Genomic DNA, 18,181 nt, shown 5'->3' with positions numbered 1-18,181 from the left:
TCATGGCAGCAACATTCCAGGAACGTACGCCGAAGCTAGAACCTAGATTGGATGCCTCAACGAGGTGGGATAGTACGGTTCTGTCTCTTGATTGCCAACAGTCATCGGCACTTCGGAAAGAAGCTCGTGCTTTCTGGCGTGTGCGAGCTGGCTATAGCCTTGGTCTGTAAGCCGGCGTTGCGAGTCTATCCAGCCGTACTGGCCCATGTTCCGGAGCAGTACCCTTAACTCGTGCATTTTAAGGCCCGTACGATTTGCAAGCAGCCTTTCGTTCAGTCTGAGAGGCTGCAGGAGAGCACTCAACAGCAGAAATGTCTGACCGGTTTGCTGATCGGATTTTAACACCGCCTTTGATCTGGCGAGGCGCTTGTCGCCAAGGTTGTCCAGGCGGGCGCTGATGCTTTCGGCGGTCAGATCGATTCCGAAAACGTCCTTGCTGATACCTGCAGATACCCTGGCCGGGAACAGTGGTGTCCAAGTATTTTTCTTGTCCCGCGAGGCTTTGTGGAACATCAGGGGGACGTTGTTAGGAGCGCCGTGAGCGAAAACGAGTAGAGCGCCTCCATTGCCATATCCCAGGCTAGGGCCATGCCACACCCACGGGGGATGCCCTGGCTCCCCATCAGTGGGATCGTAAGCGGTGCAGAGCAATTTCATCTGCTCGGCTTCCTTGGCGGAAAAACTCGTGTCGATGGTAGGGCATGGCAGGACGATGCTTATCGTAGGCCTACAAGGATGCCTTGCTACCCTGCGCTCACCAGGTACCGTCGAGGAATACGACATCACCGCGAACTTCATCAATTTGCCTGACCACCAACTGCGGACGGATCGTAAACGCCAAGCGGCCTCTAGATAGTTCGATGCGCGATCGCCGCTACCTATCAGATCGGTAACGACCCAGAACGCCCGCGCGCGTTTGTCTCTGATCTGGTCTGGGCCGGGATGATTGAGAAATTTCTGCGGATGCTCATGGCAGAGTTCAGAAATCATCTGCGCGACGATTCCTTCGCTGCCAACTGAAGGATCGTAAGCCTTGGTTGGCTTCACTGCGTCTGGCCCTTTCGAACCGATCGCCCGCTTAACAGATCGCCTGGTTTCTTTGAAAAGGCGATGCGGCTTACCCCATCTATGTCTGAGCTCACGCTCAGCATACAATGCAATCGCACCTGGCACGGCTTGGCTTTCACGAAGCAGCATGGCGCGCATTTGGTCTATGAAGTCATCTCGTGAGACGAAGGCAAACGCCTCTAATAGTTTCTGGGCGCGCGAGCGGTCACCAAGGTGGAATTGTTCCAGCCATGCTCGGGCTCTGGCATCGCCGGCTATCGCGGTTCGCTTCTCCATCGCTCTCAACCTTTCACCTAGCTGTGGCCCGGACTGACGTTAATGTGTTGGGCCATGTTTGGCTTTCACTGCTGTTGGATCGCCAGCGTCCCTTTTTTCGCTCACTACGCTGTCAAAGTCATCTCCTGCTATCGTAGATTGTGGCTGACTTATTTCACTGGTTCCATGGTGACTCAGCTCGCATCCCCGTTGCTTACCCTGAAACACCTACGTGCATGACATGGTGCGGGTGAAGCTTTATTTGGAAGTCGAGCTGTAACGTCCTATGCTAATGTCATTTTAATAGCTCAAGCTTGCATGGTTTCGACAGGGAGTCCAAATGAGTGTCGTCGTACGCGTGCTTCAAGCGAACCATGGGGACTGCATCCTCGTTACCCATGAGGGCCCTGTCGGCGTATTCAACGTGCTCATTGATGGAGGGCCATCGCAGACCTTCAGGTACGGGCCCAGAGGGCGGTATCCCGGAGCCCTCTGTATCGTATTGGATGAACTGAAATCCAAAGGTCAGCAGATCGACCTGCTCGTTCTGACCCATATAGATGATGACCATATCAAAGGTTTGATCCAAGCGTTCGAAAGGCCGGATTACCTTAGGGTGATGGTTAAGAAAATCTGGTTCAACTCGTCACGATTGATTACGCGCTATTTTGATTCTCCGGAAATTTCAGAGAACAATATAATTCTGTCCAGCGAAAGCCCTGAAACGAGCGTGAAACAGGGGAAAGAGCTAGAAGCGTTATTAGATGAAATTGGCTGTGATCGCGCTCCGCTTATCATGGCAGGACAGTGCTATGATATTGGGCCAATGAGATTTAAAATCTTATCTCCCGGGATAGAGCAGCTAAATAAACTCTTGCATAAGTGGCCGCCTGAGGAAGATTCAGGTGAAACGTCATCCGATAAAAATGACTATCATCTGTCTCTGGCCGATATTTGGAAAGACGATGAGTTTCAGAGCGATGGCTCGGACTACAATGGTAGTTCCATTGCATTCATTTTGGAGTGCGATGGTAAGAGTATGCTGTTTCTTGGGGACGCCCATGATGATGTTGTGATAAATAGCCTTCGGTCGTGGGGGTATACTAATACCAATAAGCTAAAGTTGGAGCTTGTCAAGATCTCGCACCATGCAAGTCAATATAATACTAGCGATGAGTTTGTATCACTTTTGGACTGCTCGCGCTATGTTGTTTCAACGAATGGTGTCAAACATGGCCTCCCCAATAAAAGGGCTATTGCAAGACTAATAAAATCTACAAGCGGCAAGATTTTATTCAATTACCCGAGTGTTATTGCACCTTTGCTGTTGCCTCATGAGGTTGAGGAATACTCCTTGCGCCTAGGCGTTCTTCGCGGTGAACTCAGGTTATAATATGACAGTCTCCGAAATCATCCACTCGTATTGTGTCATGGTTAATGGCGGGAGCGGCGTTTTGGTAAACGCCATGACTCAAGATTACTCCTATGTGTTGACTGCTGCTCATGTAATCGATGAAGTGGTTGATGGTATCATCGTCACTGACTACCAAGGGCGCAACATTGATGTCATTGATGTGTTTCTCCCAGTTAAAAAAGATGGTGCCAGAGTTTACGATTGCGCCGTTCTAAAGGTTGCTCATCAACCTCATGTTGCGCAGCAGTCTCTACCTGCAGCGCATTTGCAACTTCAGGACAATATTACGTTTGTTGGGTTTCCGGCAACAGAGAGAGGTACATCAGATCCAATCAAGCACTGGGATGGCCACATGACCAGTGCGGTCGATGAGCTCATCCTTTTGACCGTGGCAGGCATTCCAGGTACAGAAACCATACGCGGAATGTCGGGGGGAGGCATTTACCACGTTGATAGTGGTTTCCCCTATCTTGTTGGCGTAGAGTTTAGAATGGATGGTACTGGCCACGATCAGCAATTTGGCCGTGCTCGATGCCATAGTTTGTTCAGGTTTGAAGAGCTAATAGTCGCTAATAATGGCGCTGCTATGGTGCCTGCATTTATGGAGTGCTTTTCCCGGCTTAAGAATAAAGTATTCGAATTCGATGTCATCACACCTGGAAATGTCGAGAGTCTGAAAGCCGCGCTTGAAGGCTTCACTGAACACCTTATAAATAATGGAATGCCTCCACCTTACGAGGTGATGACTCTATACGGGATGAGTCTTCTTGTTGATAGTAAACGACCTAACGAGCTTAAGGCGCGTGAACTGTGGGTTGCATACCTAGAGTTTCTAGTGATTTGCGCGCTCCTTGATAATTCTGGGTCGGTAGACTCCGAGTATCTGAAGGCAACCGAGCGCAAACGGAGGATGCTGTATACCAGTGACGGTTCAAATTGGATTCGCCGTATTGAGGAGTTACTCAAAGCAGCACGTAAACTGCTCGATAGAGATGGTATTTTGATTGTTGCGTCTCCGCAAGCGACGGCAATATGCTTGCCTAAAGATTTCTCGGTCGACAGCATAGTAAGCAATATTGCTGTAGTGCCAAATGAAGGCCCGTTTGCTGTGGATGCAGTTGAAGCCTCAATTTATAAGAGCTTCAAATTGACCCATTTGGAAGCGCTTCGCTCCCGATGCGTCGTCCTCGAAGAACGGGAATACAGGTCGGTGCCTGATGGCGTGGCTCAATTGCGTTTGTTCAGGGATAAGATAGATGAAGCTATTAATCAAAGAATTTGATTTCGAATTTATCAGCTCGCAGTTTGAGCATGTCGAATTCCGCATGTTTTGCTCGGATGATGCGCTTTCTTTTATTTCGTGTATTGCTTGCATATTGGATACGCCCGCTGACGTAGTCCAGCATTGGAGCGCAATTCAGAGTGTGGTCTCTGTTTATCACCAACCATCGGGCGGTTTGGCAGCCTGGAATGTATACCTGGCTTTTGTTACTCGTGATCACGTTCCCCTCTGGGATAAGTATGAAATTGAGAATAACAAGTATATAGCTAGAAAAATTATCCTGGATGGATTGACTGAGATACCGAACTCAGCTCAGTTGGCTGTGGAGCTGGAGAAGCATTTATTAGGTTCAGATCTAGTGCTTGATCCTCGTGTGACTGAGCCCAGGGAGGCGTTGTTGTCGCTGGAAGACTATGTCCGTGGTGCGCCGTTGGATCAGAAGTTAGAGTCTAGAGAAAAACGAGCTGAAATGATCACCTCTATAATCAAGTTCTTGGACAAAAATGAAAATCAAAAAGGTTGAGATCGAAGCGTTTCGTGCTTATAAGCTGAAATCCGAAGGGACTTTTGATTTTACTCAAGCCAACGGCGATCCTTCTGATTTTGTGGCAATTTATGCGCCAAATGGTTTCGGCAAGAGCTCTTTTTATGATGCGGTCGAATGGGCTGTCACTAACCACTTGGAACGACTCGGCGGAGAATATAACAAGGTAAATTTTGAGGGTGCTGCAAAAATCACCAAGGATGAGAACGTCGGACAGAAAATACTCCGTAATAAATACGTGAATGATAAAGTTCCTACTGAAGTAGTTGTCTCAACTACGCGTCCTGAGCCATTTTCGCGAAGATTACCTAATATTCGAACGAACGGTCGTGACTTAAAGTTTGGAGATAACAAGAAGAAGGAAAATGAGTTTTTCCGCCGAGTGATTTTGAGCCAGGATGAGATTGACAGATTTCTCCGAGAGGCGAAACCGCAAGACCGTTACGTCAAATTCATGGAGAGTTTCGGGGGTGACCTCGAAATCGCTCGCAAGGAATTATCGGTGCTGATTAGCGACAACAAGGCCGACCTCAGTGCACTTGATAAACGGCGTGAAAGCATTATTGATGAACTCGACCAACCTGTTGATAGCTCTTTGTTCGAAAATTTTAATGGCCTAGCATCGAATCTGAACGCGGCAGGTGAAAATATCGCCTTAGCCGATGAGAATTTTTCATCCCTGGCCGAGAATGCTCTTAACTCAAGTCTCATATCAAGACAACATGAGCTAGGTGTGGCGTATGATGCCAACGCACGTACGATAGAGACGCTCACTGGCCGCCTCGCTAAACTTCCCGAAGTTGCACTGCATAGCAGTTTTTTGGTGGCGCAAAAGTCTAATTTTGCACGCTTGTCAAAGGGGGTTGCTGATGGAGAAAAATATCAGGGTCTCTTAAACTCTCATACTAAAAATGGGGCAGACTTGCAGCAGGCGACTGCGCGTCTTGAGGAAGTTTGTAGGGTTGCAGAAAAAACAGATGATTATTTTGATACTGTTTCGCGTCTTCAAGAACTATCCGCGAGGCAAGCGAAAGTAAAAGAAGCCTACTCAGTTGCGTCAGCTAAACTTGTCGGAGTCGAAAAAGAGGTTTCCGATGTCAAACAAGAACTTCAGTTGGCAGATGAACGAACTTTGGTTCTCAGGAACTCTATTGAAAATTCAGGGCCTGTTTACAGTGAGTTGGCGACCCGCCGCGCTCGGGTATCAGTGATAGAAAAACAGATTTCAGATAAAGAAATCTCCATTCGATTGGATGAGTCTAAGTTTTTAGAACTAGGGCGTGAGTTTGAAGCGGTATCTGCTCAGAAAGTCTCTGCTGAATCCCTGTTGTCAGGAAGTGTAGGGCTCACACTTCTCAATAAGGAAAGAATTGACTCATTGGCGAAGTGTTTTAATGATCTAGAGTTGATGGAGGGGCATGATCTAGCTATTCATACTACCCAGAAAGCGTTGGCTGAGCAAATGGAACTGCACGAGCGAATTGTCGCCTCTGGCCTCGAATACCTCAGTGCGTGGCCTTCCAAGATTTGTCCACTTTGCAGCACGCCCCATGAGTCTGAGGCGGTGCTACTCGACATAGTCAAAGGCCAAAGCCTGCTCTCTCAGTTAAGCCATGACAATGCTGAAAAGCTTGCCATCTCTAGAGCGCGACAAAGAGAATTGAATGACGAAATCCAGACCATTACGCGCGAGGCACTAACGGCTCATGCCGAGCAGACTGCAATCCTGCGAGTCAAGGTCAAGGATTCTGGCGAGAGGCTCACCAAGGCAAAGGTTGAGATGTCGGCGTTGGACTCAGAGCTTAAAGCGACAGTCATTAGGATCAATGAGCTTGAACAGTCGGTTTGGGGTTTGTCCAGTGATGATTTGCTGAACAGAGCCGGAGTGGAGCTCATTCAGCTTACAGGCAAGCGATCGAGCCTGACGACTAGACAAGCGGAGCTTGGGGAAAAGATCGGAACGCTCAAAAAAGTCATTACGCAGAATGATTCGGACTATCAGGCTTTAGTAGCTGAGGCGACAAGCAAAACTGATGCGGATAGTTACGCATTGGTGCATAGATACCTCTCTGTGAATGGTTTGATGCCTGTGGATCTTAAAGAGTATTGCGCACTCAGGACGGCTGCGCTTGAAGCTGAAGTGGCGGAACTTAAGCTAGCAGCTGAGGCTCTGGTAGCTAAGGCAAATGCGCTACATCAGGAAATGCTAGCCGAAGGTAATTGGATCAGCCTTTCGCAACTCAAAGAGCAGAAAGAAAATCTGGATCTGAGTCTTGCCCAGGCGCAAGCATCGCAGACTGCATTTTATGATAGTTTGATTGATCTTGTAGTGGCTACCCCGCAAGATGATTTGACAACAGTGGAGGCACTGATCGTAAAAAAAGTGCAGCAGTGTCGGCAGCAAGCACAGGAACTGGAAAAGAAGATAAGCAGCTTTAAGCTCTTGATGGAATTGTTGGCTTCATTCAAGCCGTACATTGAGCGATTATCCTTAGAGGAGGAGTTGACGCGAGTCGAAAGGGATTTGGATCAGCGCAATCGTGTCGATACCACGCTGGCTGAAGAAAAAAATGCAATTGTGGGTGAGCTCAAGACACTTATTGATGACTTTTTCTATGAAGGGCTTATTAACGCGATCTATAAAAAAATTGATCCCCATCCATCCTTCAAGAAAGTCGAGTTTAAGGCTGATTTCGATTCCGATAAGCCAGGCCTAAATATTGTAGTAAGCGATGAGAATGGCGCGTATATTTCGCCAATTCTTTACTTTAGCGCTGCGCAGTCTAATATTCTGAGTTTGAGTGTTTTCCTGGCCAGCGCGCTCCACGCCAAAGATGATAATGGTGATCCAGTCGATGTGGTCATGATTGATGATCCTATTCAGTCTATGGACTCTATCAATATACTATCTACAATTGATTTGTTGCGCAGTATTTGCTTGCAGTTTAAAAAGCAAGTGATTATATCGACGCACGATGAGAACTTTTTTGGTCTCCTACAACGTAAAATTCCCGCAGAGATTATTGGTTCAAAATTCTTGCAGTTGAAGAAGTTTGGAGTGGCAGTGCCGGTCGAACCATTTGTCAATTAGTCATCGCTAAAGAAGGGATGATTCTGTCCCTTCTTGATTTGAATCTTTCCGGTGCACACAATCTGCTGCGCCGTTCCTGAGCTGTTTGAACACTCACAGAAGAGACACGCCTGTCTGGAGTTCGACGAGACAAACGCAAATCGAGTGGCGTTGACACCCGTTATGTGGAGTCTGGGAGTACAGGATGAGGACTATTCCTGAAAACAGAAGGCCATGGCGCATCCGTAATGATTGCAGTACTTCAACCGGGGAAGGGGGCCTTGCAGCTAAGGTATCGCCCACAAATGAGCAAAATAACACACAGGCGAGCTGCATGCCTCAGCCCTCTGAGGCCACCTTGCCGTGAGCAAAGCGGTCAGCTACTCCGATTGAAGGGAACCACCACACCACCATCAGCAGGCTTGACGGACGGATCGCCGCTGACCATGGATTTCAGCTTCGCCAGATGGAAGACCGAAGCTTTACCGGACAGATACCGCTCGGGTAGGCCCGCCAGCTTCTCCACATCGTTTGCAGCCAAACCGATGTAGCTCGACACCGACTCAATCGGCATGACACCGGAAGACGACAACAACTCGATGGTGCGTTTCAGGAGCCGGGGTTGCTCAGGCGCGCGCGCATCATCGCCTGGCTCGGATTTAGCCCCCCACCGGGCTGACCTACGTTTGAACAGAACCAGTTTCTCATCAGCATCGATAATCTTGAGTGCTTCAAGTCGCATGATCATGGCTGCAACAGAGACGCCCCAGCGTTGCTTGAGCAATAGAAGGCTGTCCAGCGTTACTGGTGTTCGCACGTCGGCTGCAAACGTTTCAGCCGGCAACAAGAAGGCTCCAGCGAAACGATGAGCTTGCGACTCCATTAGTTTGTAGCGCTCAGGGTCGGTTGAGCGGTCAATGCCTTTGTGCAGAATGAGGTGACCAAGTTCATGAGCAAGGTCGAAACGGCTGCGAAAGCCATTCCCTTTGTCTGCAGACAGCAGAATCAATGGCCGCTGAAGTTCGTGACTCCAAGCGGAGAGCCCTTCGATCGGGGCGATACCCGTTTCCTCTCGAACCACGATCACGCCTGCACCCTCTACAGCCAGTGCCAAATCGGGGATAGCCCGACGGCCAAGACTCCAGAGGTCTCTGCACTCGCTGGCAGCTTCCTCGATATCGGAATTGGCAATTTGCTGAGGATCTGTGAACGATCTCACAGGTAAGTTTACGTCCGGAAAGTCGACGAACTCGCTCATCGCCAAGACAATGTCCTGCGTCCATTCCAGCCGGGCTTCTAGCATGGCTCTTGCAGAGACATGCGCAGACGCATTGCTTCGGAAAAGAGGCAGCGAGCCCTTCTTGGGAAGAGGGCGGGTGAACCATTCAGGACTGACATTGATGACCTTGGAGAGGCTATCCAGCGCCTCCGCTTCGGGAGCCTGTTGCCCCGATTTCCACTTGCTAATCGTAGACGGCGATACGCCGACCATGGCAGCGAGTTGTACCTGGGAAAGGGCTCGGGCAGCCAGTGCCTGAATCAATCTTCCTGGTTGGAAATCTGTGATGCCCCGGCTCATGTTTCTTTCTGTCCTCCGAGCTCGATGAAGCCCGCTTTGAGTTTTACTTTTGCATTGTCGGCCTGTTTCGGGGCCGCCTCATAGCGATCCAAGAACTGGCTCAAAGGTTCCCGAAACAACCACCCATCCATTTTGGGATTGGGCACCGCGATGTAGACCTGCAACGGCTTCTCAGGATGGTGATGCAGTGAACCGCTGAAACGTGCGACGAAGAAGAATGTCCCAGAGGTCACATCTTGAGGCCCGAAAAGTGATGGCTGCACCAGTTGGCTCATGGCCTCATTAGCTTCGGCCAGCTCGCGCCGGGTGACGCTACGGTTTGGGCGATTCCAATTCGTGGTGTTCATGTTCAAGCGCGCGAATTTGAACATCCCTGCCACGCCCACGATTACGCGGTTGCCCTGGGAAGACATCAGCTCGGCGCTTGACGCTTCCAGCAGGTCGCTGAACCGCTCGTTCATCTGAATGTGCCGCATGTACCCCAGTGCAGTTTTTCGCTGCTTCCTGACATCCTTCGTCAACCCAAAAGCCTGGAGCGCGCCAGCGGTGAAGGCATCTTCGACACCCATCACAAGGTCACGGGGAACGTTGGTGATCAGCATAGCGGCAATTGCTTCTGGGTTTGGGGTCATGTAGTCGATCTCGGGTTTCGGATAGCGAGATTATATGCCTGAAAAATTTCGTGTAAAGGGGGTTATGGCGTAGAAAGATGGTTTGAGGGGGCGTGAAGGCGTTCGGATCGGCGACTGAGTAGAGCTGCAACAGCCCTGCGGGGCGGCCCACGGTCTGTTGTAAGGGCGCTTGATCTACATGTGGCTGCAGCAGGTAGGGCTCTAGCGCCTGCGCTTTTGTGGGTTCCTCCGACTATCTTGATTCGAGTTCCCTGGCATTTTTCAACAGCGCCTGGTTGTAGGCGACTTCGTTTCATTGCCGGCAGTGCCTCGCTAGACTCATGCAAAGGGTAGGAGAGCCATCTGGGTGTCACGCCTGCGTGTTCAGCCGCCAGGTTGACCTTGCTCCATTTCTCCAATCCAGCTGTACGTACCGTTTAGCCAAACGAACACACTGTTGAGTACCTCGCGCAAGTGCCGGATGTTGATGTGCGTAATGTCTGGCAGGTGGTCTTTACCACTGTTGGTCGTGGCGTAGCGAAATGCCATCGAGTCTGGGTCTGCGTCGTCCAACTGGCGAATAAACTGGTGCGCAGCATTAGCATTGGCGTCTGAGTGCTCCATACCAAGCTCATTGAGCAGATGGCGCAATTCTGACCACAGGGGCATCAACCGGTGCTTGTCATACACCTTGGGCTCTTTGCCTGTGAGCGCGCGAGCACTGGTTAGCATCAGTTTGAACTGTAGCTCCAAGGAATGGCGGTACAGAAAAAGCAAAGGGTAAATGCCGCTGTCCAGTGGAACCTGACGATTAGCCATAGCCTCCACAAGGCCGTCAGCTGCGTCTTTGTATGCAAAAGCATAGAGATCGGCACGAAAGTGAGACCAGTTCAGCATCGCGTTATGTTGCCAATCCGCACCCTGGATGAAGAGCTGCTGGCCGGAGAAGTCTGCCGGCCATTGGATGTCCTCTAACTGCGGGTCAAGCATCGGAAGCGAATCGTCATCCATATCATTACCTCACTCTAGTCAGTCCAAGATTTAGGAGTTTACGAATCCCTGTTTGCTACCGGCAACCAGTCAGTGGTCTTTGGGGGCGCCTAATGAAATGAGTCATTTCACGCTGAGGTGGAGGTGGCTGCTGCTGTCCATGGCTCGACGTCGAAGGCCAGGATCCGCCTCCTGTTATGTCAGTAGAACGAGCAGTGAGTTGTCGAAAAGTAGCACTGCCTTACAAACGTGAGGCTCCAGCGCTCAAGTTACTCCGGCTATATCAATGAAGGGCGGCGAGCTGAAAATCGTGCCTTTGAGAGATGGTGCTCTTCGATCAATCTGCGTCCGGCAGCGATCGCTCCCACAAAAAACCAATAGTTGATCGACTCAAACCAAGTCGCCGCGCGCTCTCTGACTTGCTCAGTCCATCGGCTTTGCACTGGAGCACCTTTTTAAGCTTGTCGAGGTCGGCGGGTCGGGCGGCTGGCCGCTTCAGAACCTCCTTCCCGGCTAGGTGTGCCGCGATGTCAGCGGCGCTCACCTTTGCTTCTATTGCCTCCAATTCCTTGGCGGCGTTAGCGAGCACGATCGAGGTAGGGGTGTTGTCATTGGTCGAGAGAATCAGCGCTAGGAGAGTTAACGGGCTCAGTTCGAGCGCATGTGCAAGCTCCGCAAACTTATCCAGTGTAGGGCTGCTTTGGCCGTTTTCGATCCGGCTCAGGAAGGTCTGAGAAACGGCGCTTGCCAGCTCCTCTTGAGAGAGCTCCAGGCTGCCTCTCAAAGTTCTCACGACTGCTGCCAAGGCCGGCTTCAACACTACGTATCCCTCGAAAATCGAGGATATAGCCATGTTGCTGTGTACAGTTACATGGTGCATGAGATATAAATATGCCGATCTTCTGCGCCTAAATGCACCTGAGGCGAGTGCTGGTGATGGGCTGTGGCATGGTGGCTCCTGCCATTTCGTGTCGGAGCCACAAAGTGTTTGAAGGTCGTGATGATCGTCGGCTTGCAATAAATCGCTAAATCGTGCCGACCTGCTGCCTTGAGGTGCCACTGCCCCAGAAGGGCTGAGCGTGTCCCAGAGCAACACAGCGCAACGGCTTTTACCCTATTTGAGATCGATTTTATGGCTAATTCTGCGCGGCAGCGTGAACTTCCAAGCCTCGAAGAACTGTCCGGCATTGAGCAAGGCATTCCCCAGGAGGTCAGCAGGGCCCAGGGCGTTGAGTGGGGCGTATGCATTGACGCGTACCTTCTCAATGCGGCGAGGGCAGGGCAGCGATACGCCGCTGAAGTGTACTTCGATCAATCCCGCGCCTCTGAAAACGGGATGACAGTTGCGACACCGCCCCTGGAATGCGTCGAGGTCAGGCAGGGCTTCAAACTTATGAGGAGCATGGCCGGGGGGCACTATGTGATCGCGAGTGAACAGAACGTGTGACCGCGTTCGCGTTGATGCTTCGCCAACACCTTCCCGTTCCGCCAGAGCTACGCGGTTTGGATCCACAGCTTCAAGGATGAGTAAAGCTTAGATGAGGTTGTTTTAGCCGGAGCACCTTTGTACTTCTTATGGATCAATCATGAACTACAACTGGCAGCGAGAGCGCGATCGACGGCAAGCAATCCGGGAGCTTGCTGACCTTCTTCCAGGCGACCAAGGCGCCAGGGCAATCCTGGAGCGCCTGGATGACATTGAGCGACTCGATCACAAGCACCCCATCAGCGTCTGCCTGCTCACGTTAGAGCAGCTCTCAGAGCTTCCCAAAGAACCTCATAAAATCGGCTGCTGGATCATTCGCGACGCAGACATTCCAGAACCATGGAGGACGCGCTTTGGGGTAGCTTTAGGCCCCTCTGCGCGCGTGAGCGAGGGCTTCTATTTCCATGACTGGATCGACTTTTTACAGGCTTGGGAACGTGACCTAGAGTATGTGGAGCAGCATCGGCGTGAACTCGATGATGACTGAAGCCAATCGGGGACGTTCAGCTTGAAGGCTCTGCAGGCAGGCCGTCGAATGGGCCCGCCCAAGATGGCAAAGCCAGCAGGCGCCCAAGCGTCCACCTGCACAATCGTCAATGACGATCAGCCCTTGCCACCCCACAATGACCCTCACAACGCGAAATCCACGATTGCTATCGGAAGAAGAATTCACACAAATGATGTGCGAGTTCGATCAAGCTGGCGATTGGATGAGGACGCAATTACGCACGCAGGAGCTAGCATGCATGGAGAGGCACGTGATCAGCCTTGAGCGTCATAACCTACCCGAGCTAGATGTTGTTGAACGGCTCGCCGCCACCCTTGGCGCCGAAGCGTTTGAGGTTGAGGTTCAGCGCTTGGCCAGTCTGCACACGATCGATCTTGGTGCGCCGGTACAGTCGATCGCACGCTTTACTCATCCCTCGCTGATTGGAATGAGCGATGCCCCCTTTGATGTCCTAAGCAGGGTGTGCGATCAGCTGGTAATTCGTGAACCTGCGCTGCTGGAGCGTCCGAGTTATCGGTGCCGTCACAGCCACGCAACAGCACTGCCATGGGCCCTGTGGCTAGACCTTGTCAGGTATGCCAGAGAAGAATTCGATCCAGCTAAGTGGGATGCAGAATTTTTGGTACAAAAGCAGAGGAGCGGGTTATCAATCCGAGAAGCCTTTGACGCTCTAATCGCTTTCAAACGAGCCAATAAATAGCCTTGCTGGCGCCTGTGCGCGCTGCCCAAAGTCGGGAAGTTTATGTGGGCTCTACGCCGGCAGATCTATACGCGGTGCTTGTCGCGGACGGGCGAGGGGCGATTGCGAAGCGGCGATAATGCTCGGCTAGGGCCGAGGAGAGTAAAGCTGTAAATCAATTTTTTAACTTGTAAACCACGCAGGTTTACAACCACAAAAATCAGTTTACAACTCAACGTCAGAACGAGTGGCTTTCAGGCGCCGAAGCCATGCTCAAGACGCCCAATCAGTGTCAAAGCTTCAGCGATAGGTACATCCTTCGGGCTTTTTTGGCCTAACGCACGCAGGGGGGTGCACAACCAGCTCATGGCTTTCGCTTTGTCGCCAAACAACCCTAGGGCTGCGTCCAACAGCTGCGGATCAATCGTTTCGGGCGATTCGCCGCTTCCATGGGCTGGGGACATCGCGTCTTCGAGAGCTACCGCAAGCGTTTCCAGTGCTTCCCGAATCCGAGCATTTTCTCGAAAATCCCCTGTGTCTGGCTCGTGGCCAGCGCAATGGCGCAAAAGCGCCTCGGCGTCATTCACATTCAGATCGAGCTGGATCAGCATGTCGATTCCTAACAAGGGGGAGCTCTGGAAACGGGTTCCATCACTAGTCGCCCAGATTGATGAGCAGTATGTTTCATGACCGATGCTCTGAAGAACGAAATTATAGCGCGGGTCGCTTCGGTGTTCGGGCCTGGCTTCGCAGAGATGGTCAATTCAGTGCTTCCGGAGGTGCACGGTTCTCTCGGGCATGGTCAGGGCGTCGGCTATCACAAGACCACGGTCGAAATCGCTTCGGCATCGGACGTAACTCAGGATCCGTTGAACGAGTGCTTGCCGCAGCGGTACGCCGAAGCTTACCCTTCACAGCCTTATGGCTGAATCACCTATCCACATAGCCCGTCGTATACTGCCTCCCTGATTTGGGAGCCTCGATGATTTCTCTACCTATTGACCTCGTATTGCCAGACCTACGAGAGGCCCTGGCCAACCGCCACGAAGTGATCCTTGAAGCGCCACCTGGTGCGGGCAAGACCACTCGAGTACCCCTGGCACTGCTTAACGAACCTTGGCTTGGTGGGCAGAAAATCCTGATGCTCGAACCTCGCCGACTGGCTGCTCGGGCGGCTGCTGAGCGTTTGGCGAGTGAGCTGGGTGAGAAGGTTGGTGAGACTGTCGGCTACCGAATTCGCCTTGAAAGCAAGGTAGGCCCGCGAACCCAGATTGAGGTGGTCACCGAAGGTATCCTGGCTCGCCGGCTTCAAGATGACCCTGCACTGGACGGTGTGGGCGTGGTCATCTTCGATGAGTACCACCTTCGAAATCTTGAGTCTGACCTCGCACTTGCTCTGTGCCTGAGTGCTCGCGAACTGCTACGTGATGAGCCCCCGCTGAAGCTGCTCCTGATGTCCGCAACGCTGGAAGGTGCTCGCCTTTCAAAGGTGCTGAATGATGCGCCTGTGGTCACCAGTGAAGGGCGGATGTATCCAGTCACGACGGTTTGGGGTAGCCCCTATCAGCCGGGGGAGCGAATCGATGCGCGAGTCACAGACACCTGCTTGGCCGCCATCAATGAACAGTTGGGAAGCGTTCTGGTTTTCCTTCCTGGGCAGGCAGAGATTCGGCGGGTGGCAGAAGACCTCAAGGAGCAGCTGAGCAGCCGTGCAGAGGTGATCGTATGCCCGCTGTACGGTGACCTCGACCTGAACGCCCAGCGTGCTGCTATTGAGCCAGCACCCAAAGGCTCCCGGAAGATCGTACTGGCCACGAACATCGCCGAGACCAGTTTGACCATCGAAGGCGTAAGGGTCGTGGTGGACAGTGGTCTCGAGCGAGCTCCAAGGTTCGATCCTCGCAGTGGCATGACCCGACTCGACACGCAGCGTATCTCGAAGGCCAGTGCTACCCAGCGTGCGGGGCGGGCAGGGCGTTTGGAGCGAGGTGTTTGCTATCGCCTGTGGTCGGAATCGCAGCACGAGCAAATGGCCGGCTATAGCACCCCAGAGATCCTGCAAGCGGATCTCGCAGCGCTGGCACTCCAGCTGGCCCGGTGGGGAATGAAGCCGGAAGAGATGACCTGGCTCGACCAACCTCCATCAGCCCCTTTCGGCCAAGCCAGAGACCTGCTGAAGCGCCTCGGCGCACTCGACTATGCTGGACAGCTCACACCGCACGGTTCGGCGATGAGTGAGCTTCCAGCGCATCCACGGATCGCTCACATGCTCATCAAAGGCAACGAAATGGGCCTGGATGACCTTGGGTGCAACATCGCGGCGCTGTTGGGTGAGAAGGACATCCTGCGTGGTGCAGGTGGCGACCTTCACACCAGACTAAGTGCTTTGTCAGGCGAACAACATTCACGTCGTAGTGGTGGTTCCCTCCAGCGGGTGAAGCAGTCTGCTCGGCAGTACCGATCCCTCCTACATGGAAAGGCCTCTAGCCCCGTCAGCGAGCCCGTTCACCCACGATGGGTAGGGTGCCTACTGGCGTTCGCCTACCCTGACCGAATCGGCCTGCAGAGGCGTGCAAGTGCATCCGAGTATCGTCTATCCAACGGTCGGGCTGCCGTGTTCTCAGAGCCCGATGCTCTCACCAAGCACGAGTGGCTGGTGGTGGCCGACCTGGGTAGCCGGCAAGGACAGCGTGAGGAGCGGATCTACCTGGCGAGTGACCTCGATCCGGCCCTGTTCGATGACGAGCTGGCCGACCTTGTGAGGTCTGTCGATGAGGTCGACTGGGATGAAAGGGAAGGGGTGCTCAAGGCGGAGCGGCAGTTGAAGGTTGGGCAACTCATCTTGTCGACGACAGCCCTGCCGAGTCTTGATGAGCAAACCCGTTCATTGGCCTTGGTCAACCTAGTGAGGCGTAAGGGAATCGAGCTTCTGCCTTGGAATCCTGAGCTGCGGCAGTGGCAAGCGAGGGTCGATTTGCTGCGTCAGCTTGATATCCAAAATGGCCAGGCGGTAAGCAAGTGGCCCGACTTCAGCGATGTCAACCTCCTGGATACACTTGACGAGTGGCTCACCCCGTACCTGGGTAAAGTTACCAGGCTCAGCCACTTCAGCCAGTTGGATCTGTCTTCGATAGTGAGAAATCTCCTGCCTTGGCCGCTTCCGAAAGAACTGGAGGCTCAGGCTCCTCAGACAATCCAGGTGCCTTCCGGCTCGAGTATTCGTATCGACTACTCGCAGCATCCACCAATTCTCGCTGTGCGGCTGCAGGAGCTCTTTGGGCTAGCAGAAACTCCTCGCATCGCTCAGGGCAAGCAGCCGCTTATTCTGCATCTCCTGTCGCCGGCTCGTAGGCCTGTGCAGGTCACCCAGGATCTCGCCAATTTCTGGCGCATCACCTATGCGGAGGTGAAGAAAGATCTCAAGGGTAGATACCCCAAGCACTATTGGCCCGAAGATCCATTAGTTGCTGAGGCGACGGCCAGGGCGAAGCCTAGAAAACCTTGACGAGTGAGGCTGTTTTTGGGCGAACTTGATTCGGGCAGGCGAGGCGTGACCGGTCACATAGTCAACATTTGGTGGAGCACACTCGACACATAATGCCTCCCGTGGAGGTAGGCACTGAAGCCCGTTCGGTTGAACTGCAAGAGCAGTGTGGGATTCACGAGGGGTTTGTAATCCGGCTGGTATTTATTAGTGAGTAAAATCATGGACGAGAGTCATTTTCAGGCAGTGCCATTCGGGCGAATCCTTTTTTCCAGTCCCTGCCAGCTAAGAGTCAAAAGAATCTGCTCCATAGCCAAACTGCATACTTAATGCCTCTTGAGGATATCGGAGAGCGAGTAGGTGTCGACAAGCAAACATTCCGCTGGCTCTACGTTTTGCTCTCCAGCCATGTCCGCGGCCTTCCTATGTCGTTCTACCGGATAGGTGGCGGAGGCGGAGCGAGCTTTATGAGGTTAAATTTTGGCTAAAGTGAGCACGGCGGGGCGAACACCGAAATTTTCCGAGTAGGAAGGGATAAGACTTGGAGAGCTTGTGTTTCATTAAGCTCTCCAGGTAATCTTGGCTCTAGTTGATATTTAACTATAGTTTTCGTTCCGCTCGCGCTCATGCTGGTTGATATGATTTATATATCTTTCATACAAGTAACTAAATCCAAAATGATTCTGGTCTAAATGCCACTCATGGCCTTTGTAGTTAAATACAAAAGTGTAGCCGTAGTCGCCGTCGTAGAAGCCTTCTAGCTCAAGCCAGATAAAGTCATGAAATTCAAGTGTGCAGTAATCAGGCACTGTTACTGTCTGGGCCACAGCGATGCTTCTGGCAGGCAGGAGCCAGTCTACCGGGCCCTTGGCTGTATTGAGCGTGGCGGTGCAGAATGAAGCTTGGTTATGTGTGGTCATAGTTTATCTCGGATTATCATTAGGTTTTATGAGTAGTAATTGAACTATCCGAGATTTAGCGTAACCGATGGCGATAATATGAAAGTTCAGGGCCGTACTTGAAAAGGGGAGTGCGGATGCACGTGAGATGTGCTAGGAGTCGAAGGATTCTAATCAGCGAAGCGTGAAGATCAATGCTTGATAGCTGAGATAAAAGAAATTTGGCTCGACAAAATTTTTGGATGTGTTTGAGAAAGTTTTGGGCCTTTTTTTTCCAGAGCAACACTTGCGCTCTAGCGGCATCCATTGATT

16 protein-coding genes are annotated in these 18,181 nt (G+C 52.0%); 9 read left to right on the top strand and 7 right to left on the bottom strand.

The features are described from left to right. Positions 1-42: 42 nt before the first annotated feature. A complete protein-coding gene (locus PSH76_RS26335) occupies positions 43-1,344 on the bottom strand; it encodes a hypothetical protein (protein WP_305493166.1) in 1,302 nt (433 codons plus the stop codon). A gap of 319 nt (positions 1,345-1,663) precedes the next feature. Between PSH76_RS26335 and PSH76_RS26330 the strand changes: the two genes are divergently transcribed. Genes PSH76_RS26330 through PSH76_RS26315 form a run of 4 tightly spaced genes read left to right on the top strand, consistent with a single transcriptional unit; the run spans position 1,664 to position 7,654 of the window. Then, entirely contained in the window at positions 1,664-2,716 is a 1,053-nt protein-coding gene (locus PSH76_RS26330; protein WP_305493165.1) for a ComEC/Rec2 family competence protein, read from the top strand. 1 nt (position 2,717) lies between these two features. Then, on the top strand, positions 2,718-4,019 hold the full coding sequence (locus tag PSH76_RS26325; protein WP_305493164.1) for an ABC-three component system protein: 1,302 nt from the start codon (positions 2,718-2,720) through the stop codon (positions 4,017-4,019). Continuing rightward, positions 3,994-4,542: an ABC-three component system middle component 1 gene (locus PSH76_RS26320; protein WP_122681761.1), complete on the top strand. Its 549-nt coding sequence runs from the start codon at positions 3,994-3,996 to the stop codon at positions 4,540-4,542. Before PSH76_RS26325 ends, PSH76_RS26320 begins: the two co-directional genes overlap by 26 nt. After that, a complete protein-coding gene (locus tag PSH76_RS26315; RefSeq protein ID WP_305493163.1) occupies positions 4,523-7,654 on the top strand; it encodes an AAA family ATPase in 3,132 nt (1,043 codons plus the stop codon). Before PSH76_RS26320 ends, PSH76_RS26315 begins: the two co-directional genes overlap by 20 nt. A gap of 355 nt (positions 7,655-8,009) precedes the next feature. On the opposite strand, the gene PSH76_RS26310 is transcribed toward PSH76_RS26315, so the two are convergent. The 4 genes from PSH76_RS26310 to PSH76_RS26295 form a co-directional block, all read right to left on the bottom strand. After that, on the bottom strand, positions 8,010-9,212 hold the full coding sequence (locus PSH76_RS26310) for an XRE family transcriptional regulator (protein ID WP_122681759.1): 1,203 nt from the start codon (positions 9,210-9,212) through the stop codon (positions 8,010-8,012). Beyond that, complete coding sequence (locus PSH76_RS26305; protein WP_224795864.1) at positions 9,209-9,814, bottom strand: hypothetical protein; 606 nt, start codon at positions 9,812-9,814, stop codon at positions 9,209-9,211. Before PSH76_RS26305 ends, PSH76_RS26310 begins: the two co-directional genes overlap by 4 nt. A 393-nt stretch (positions 9,815-10,207) precedes the next feature. After that, the gene (locus PSH76_RS26300) at positions 10,208-10,834 is read right to left on the bottom strand and encodes a hypothetical protein (protein WP_224795865.1); all 627 of its coding nucleotides are present in this window, start codon (positions 10,832-10,834) and stop codon (positions 10,208-10,210) included. Between the two features lie 316 nt (positions 10,835-11,150). Then, on the bottom strand, positions 11,151-11,633 hold the full coding sequence (locus PSH76_RS26295) for a helix-turn-helix domain-containing protein (protein ID WP_305493162.1): 483 nt from the start codon (positions 11,631-11,633) through the stop codon (positions 11,151-11,153). A gap of 312 nt (positions 11,634-11,945) precedes the next feature. Here PSH76_RS26295 and PSH76_RS26290 point away from each other — a divergent pair, with 312 nt between their 5' ends. The 3 genes from PSH76_RS26290 (at position 11,946) to PSH76_RS26280 (ending at position 13,507) form a co-directional block, all read left to right on the top strand. Continuing rightward, positions 11,946-12,260 (top strand): hypothetical protein, encoded by a 315-nt coding sequence (locus tag PSH76_RS26290; protein ID WP_305493161.1) that lies wholly within the window; start codon positions 11,946-11,948, stop codon positions 12,258-12,260. A 139-nt stretch (positions 12,261-12,399) separates the two neighbouring features. Next, entirely contained in the window at positions 12,400-12,786 is a 387-nt protein-coding gene (locus PSH76_RS26285; protein WP_305493160.1) for a hypothetical protein, read from the top strand. A gap of 271 nt (positions 12,787-13,057) precedes the next feature. Then, positions 13,058-13,507, top strand: a complete 450-nt coding sequence (locus tag PSH76_RS26280; RefSeq protein ID WP_305493159.1) for a hypothetical protein — start codon at positions 13,058-13,060, stop codon at positions 13,505-13,507. Between the two features lie 233 nt (positions 13,508-13,740). Here the strand turns inward: PSH76_RS26280 and PSH76_RS26275 are convergent, their stop codons facing one another. Further along, positions 13,741-14,097, bottom strand: a complete 357-nt coding sequence (locus tag PSH76_RS26275) for an antitoxin Xre/MbcA/ParS toxin-binding domain-containing protein (RefSeq protein ID WP_305493158.1) — start codon at positions 14,095-14,097, stop codon at positions 13,741-13,743. Positions 14,098-14,172: 75 nt separating this feature from the next. On the opposite strand from PSH76_RS26275, the gene PSH76_RS26270 reads away from it, so the two are divergent. Both PSH76_RS26270 and hrpB read left to right on the top strand, forming a co-directional pair. Then, complete coding sequence (locus tag PSH76_RS26270; protein WP_122681754.1) at positions 14,173-14,415, top strand: hypothetical protein; 243 nt, start codon at positions 14,173-14,175, stop codon at positions 14,413-14,415. Positions 14,416-14,468: 53 nt separating this feature from the next. Then, a complete protein-coding gene (gene hrpB, locus PSH76_RS26265; protein ID WP_305493157.1) occupies positions 14,469-16,991 on the top strand; it encodes an ATP-dependent helicase HrpB in 2,523 nt (840 codons plus the stop codon). Between the two features lie 575 nt (positions 16,992-17,566). On the opposite strand, the gene PSH76_RS26260 is transcribed toward hrpB, so the two are convergent. Continuing rightward, entirely contained in the window at positions 17,567-17,890 is a 324-nt protein-coding gene (locus PSH76_RS26260) for a hypothetical protein (protein ID WP_305493156.1), read from the bottom strand. Between the last annotated feature and the right edge of the window lie 291 nt (positions 17,891-18,181).

It is taken from the genome of Pseudomonas sp. FP215, assembly GCF_030687795.1.
GTDB classification, from domain to species: Bacteria; Pseudomonadota; Gammaproteobacteria; order Pseudomonadales; family Pseudomonadaceae; genus Aquipseudomonas; species Aquipseudomonas salmasensis.
Note: the sequence above shows the minus strand (reverse complement) of the source record. Positions and strands in the feature narration are given on the sequence as shown.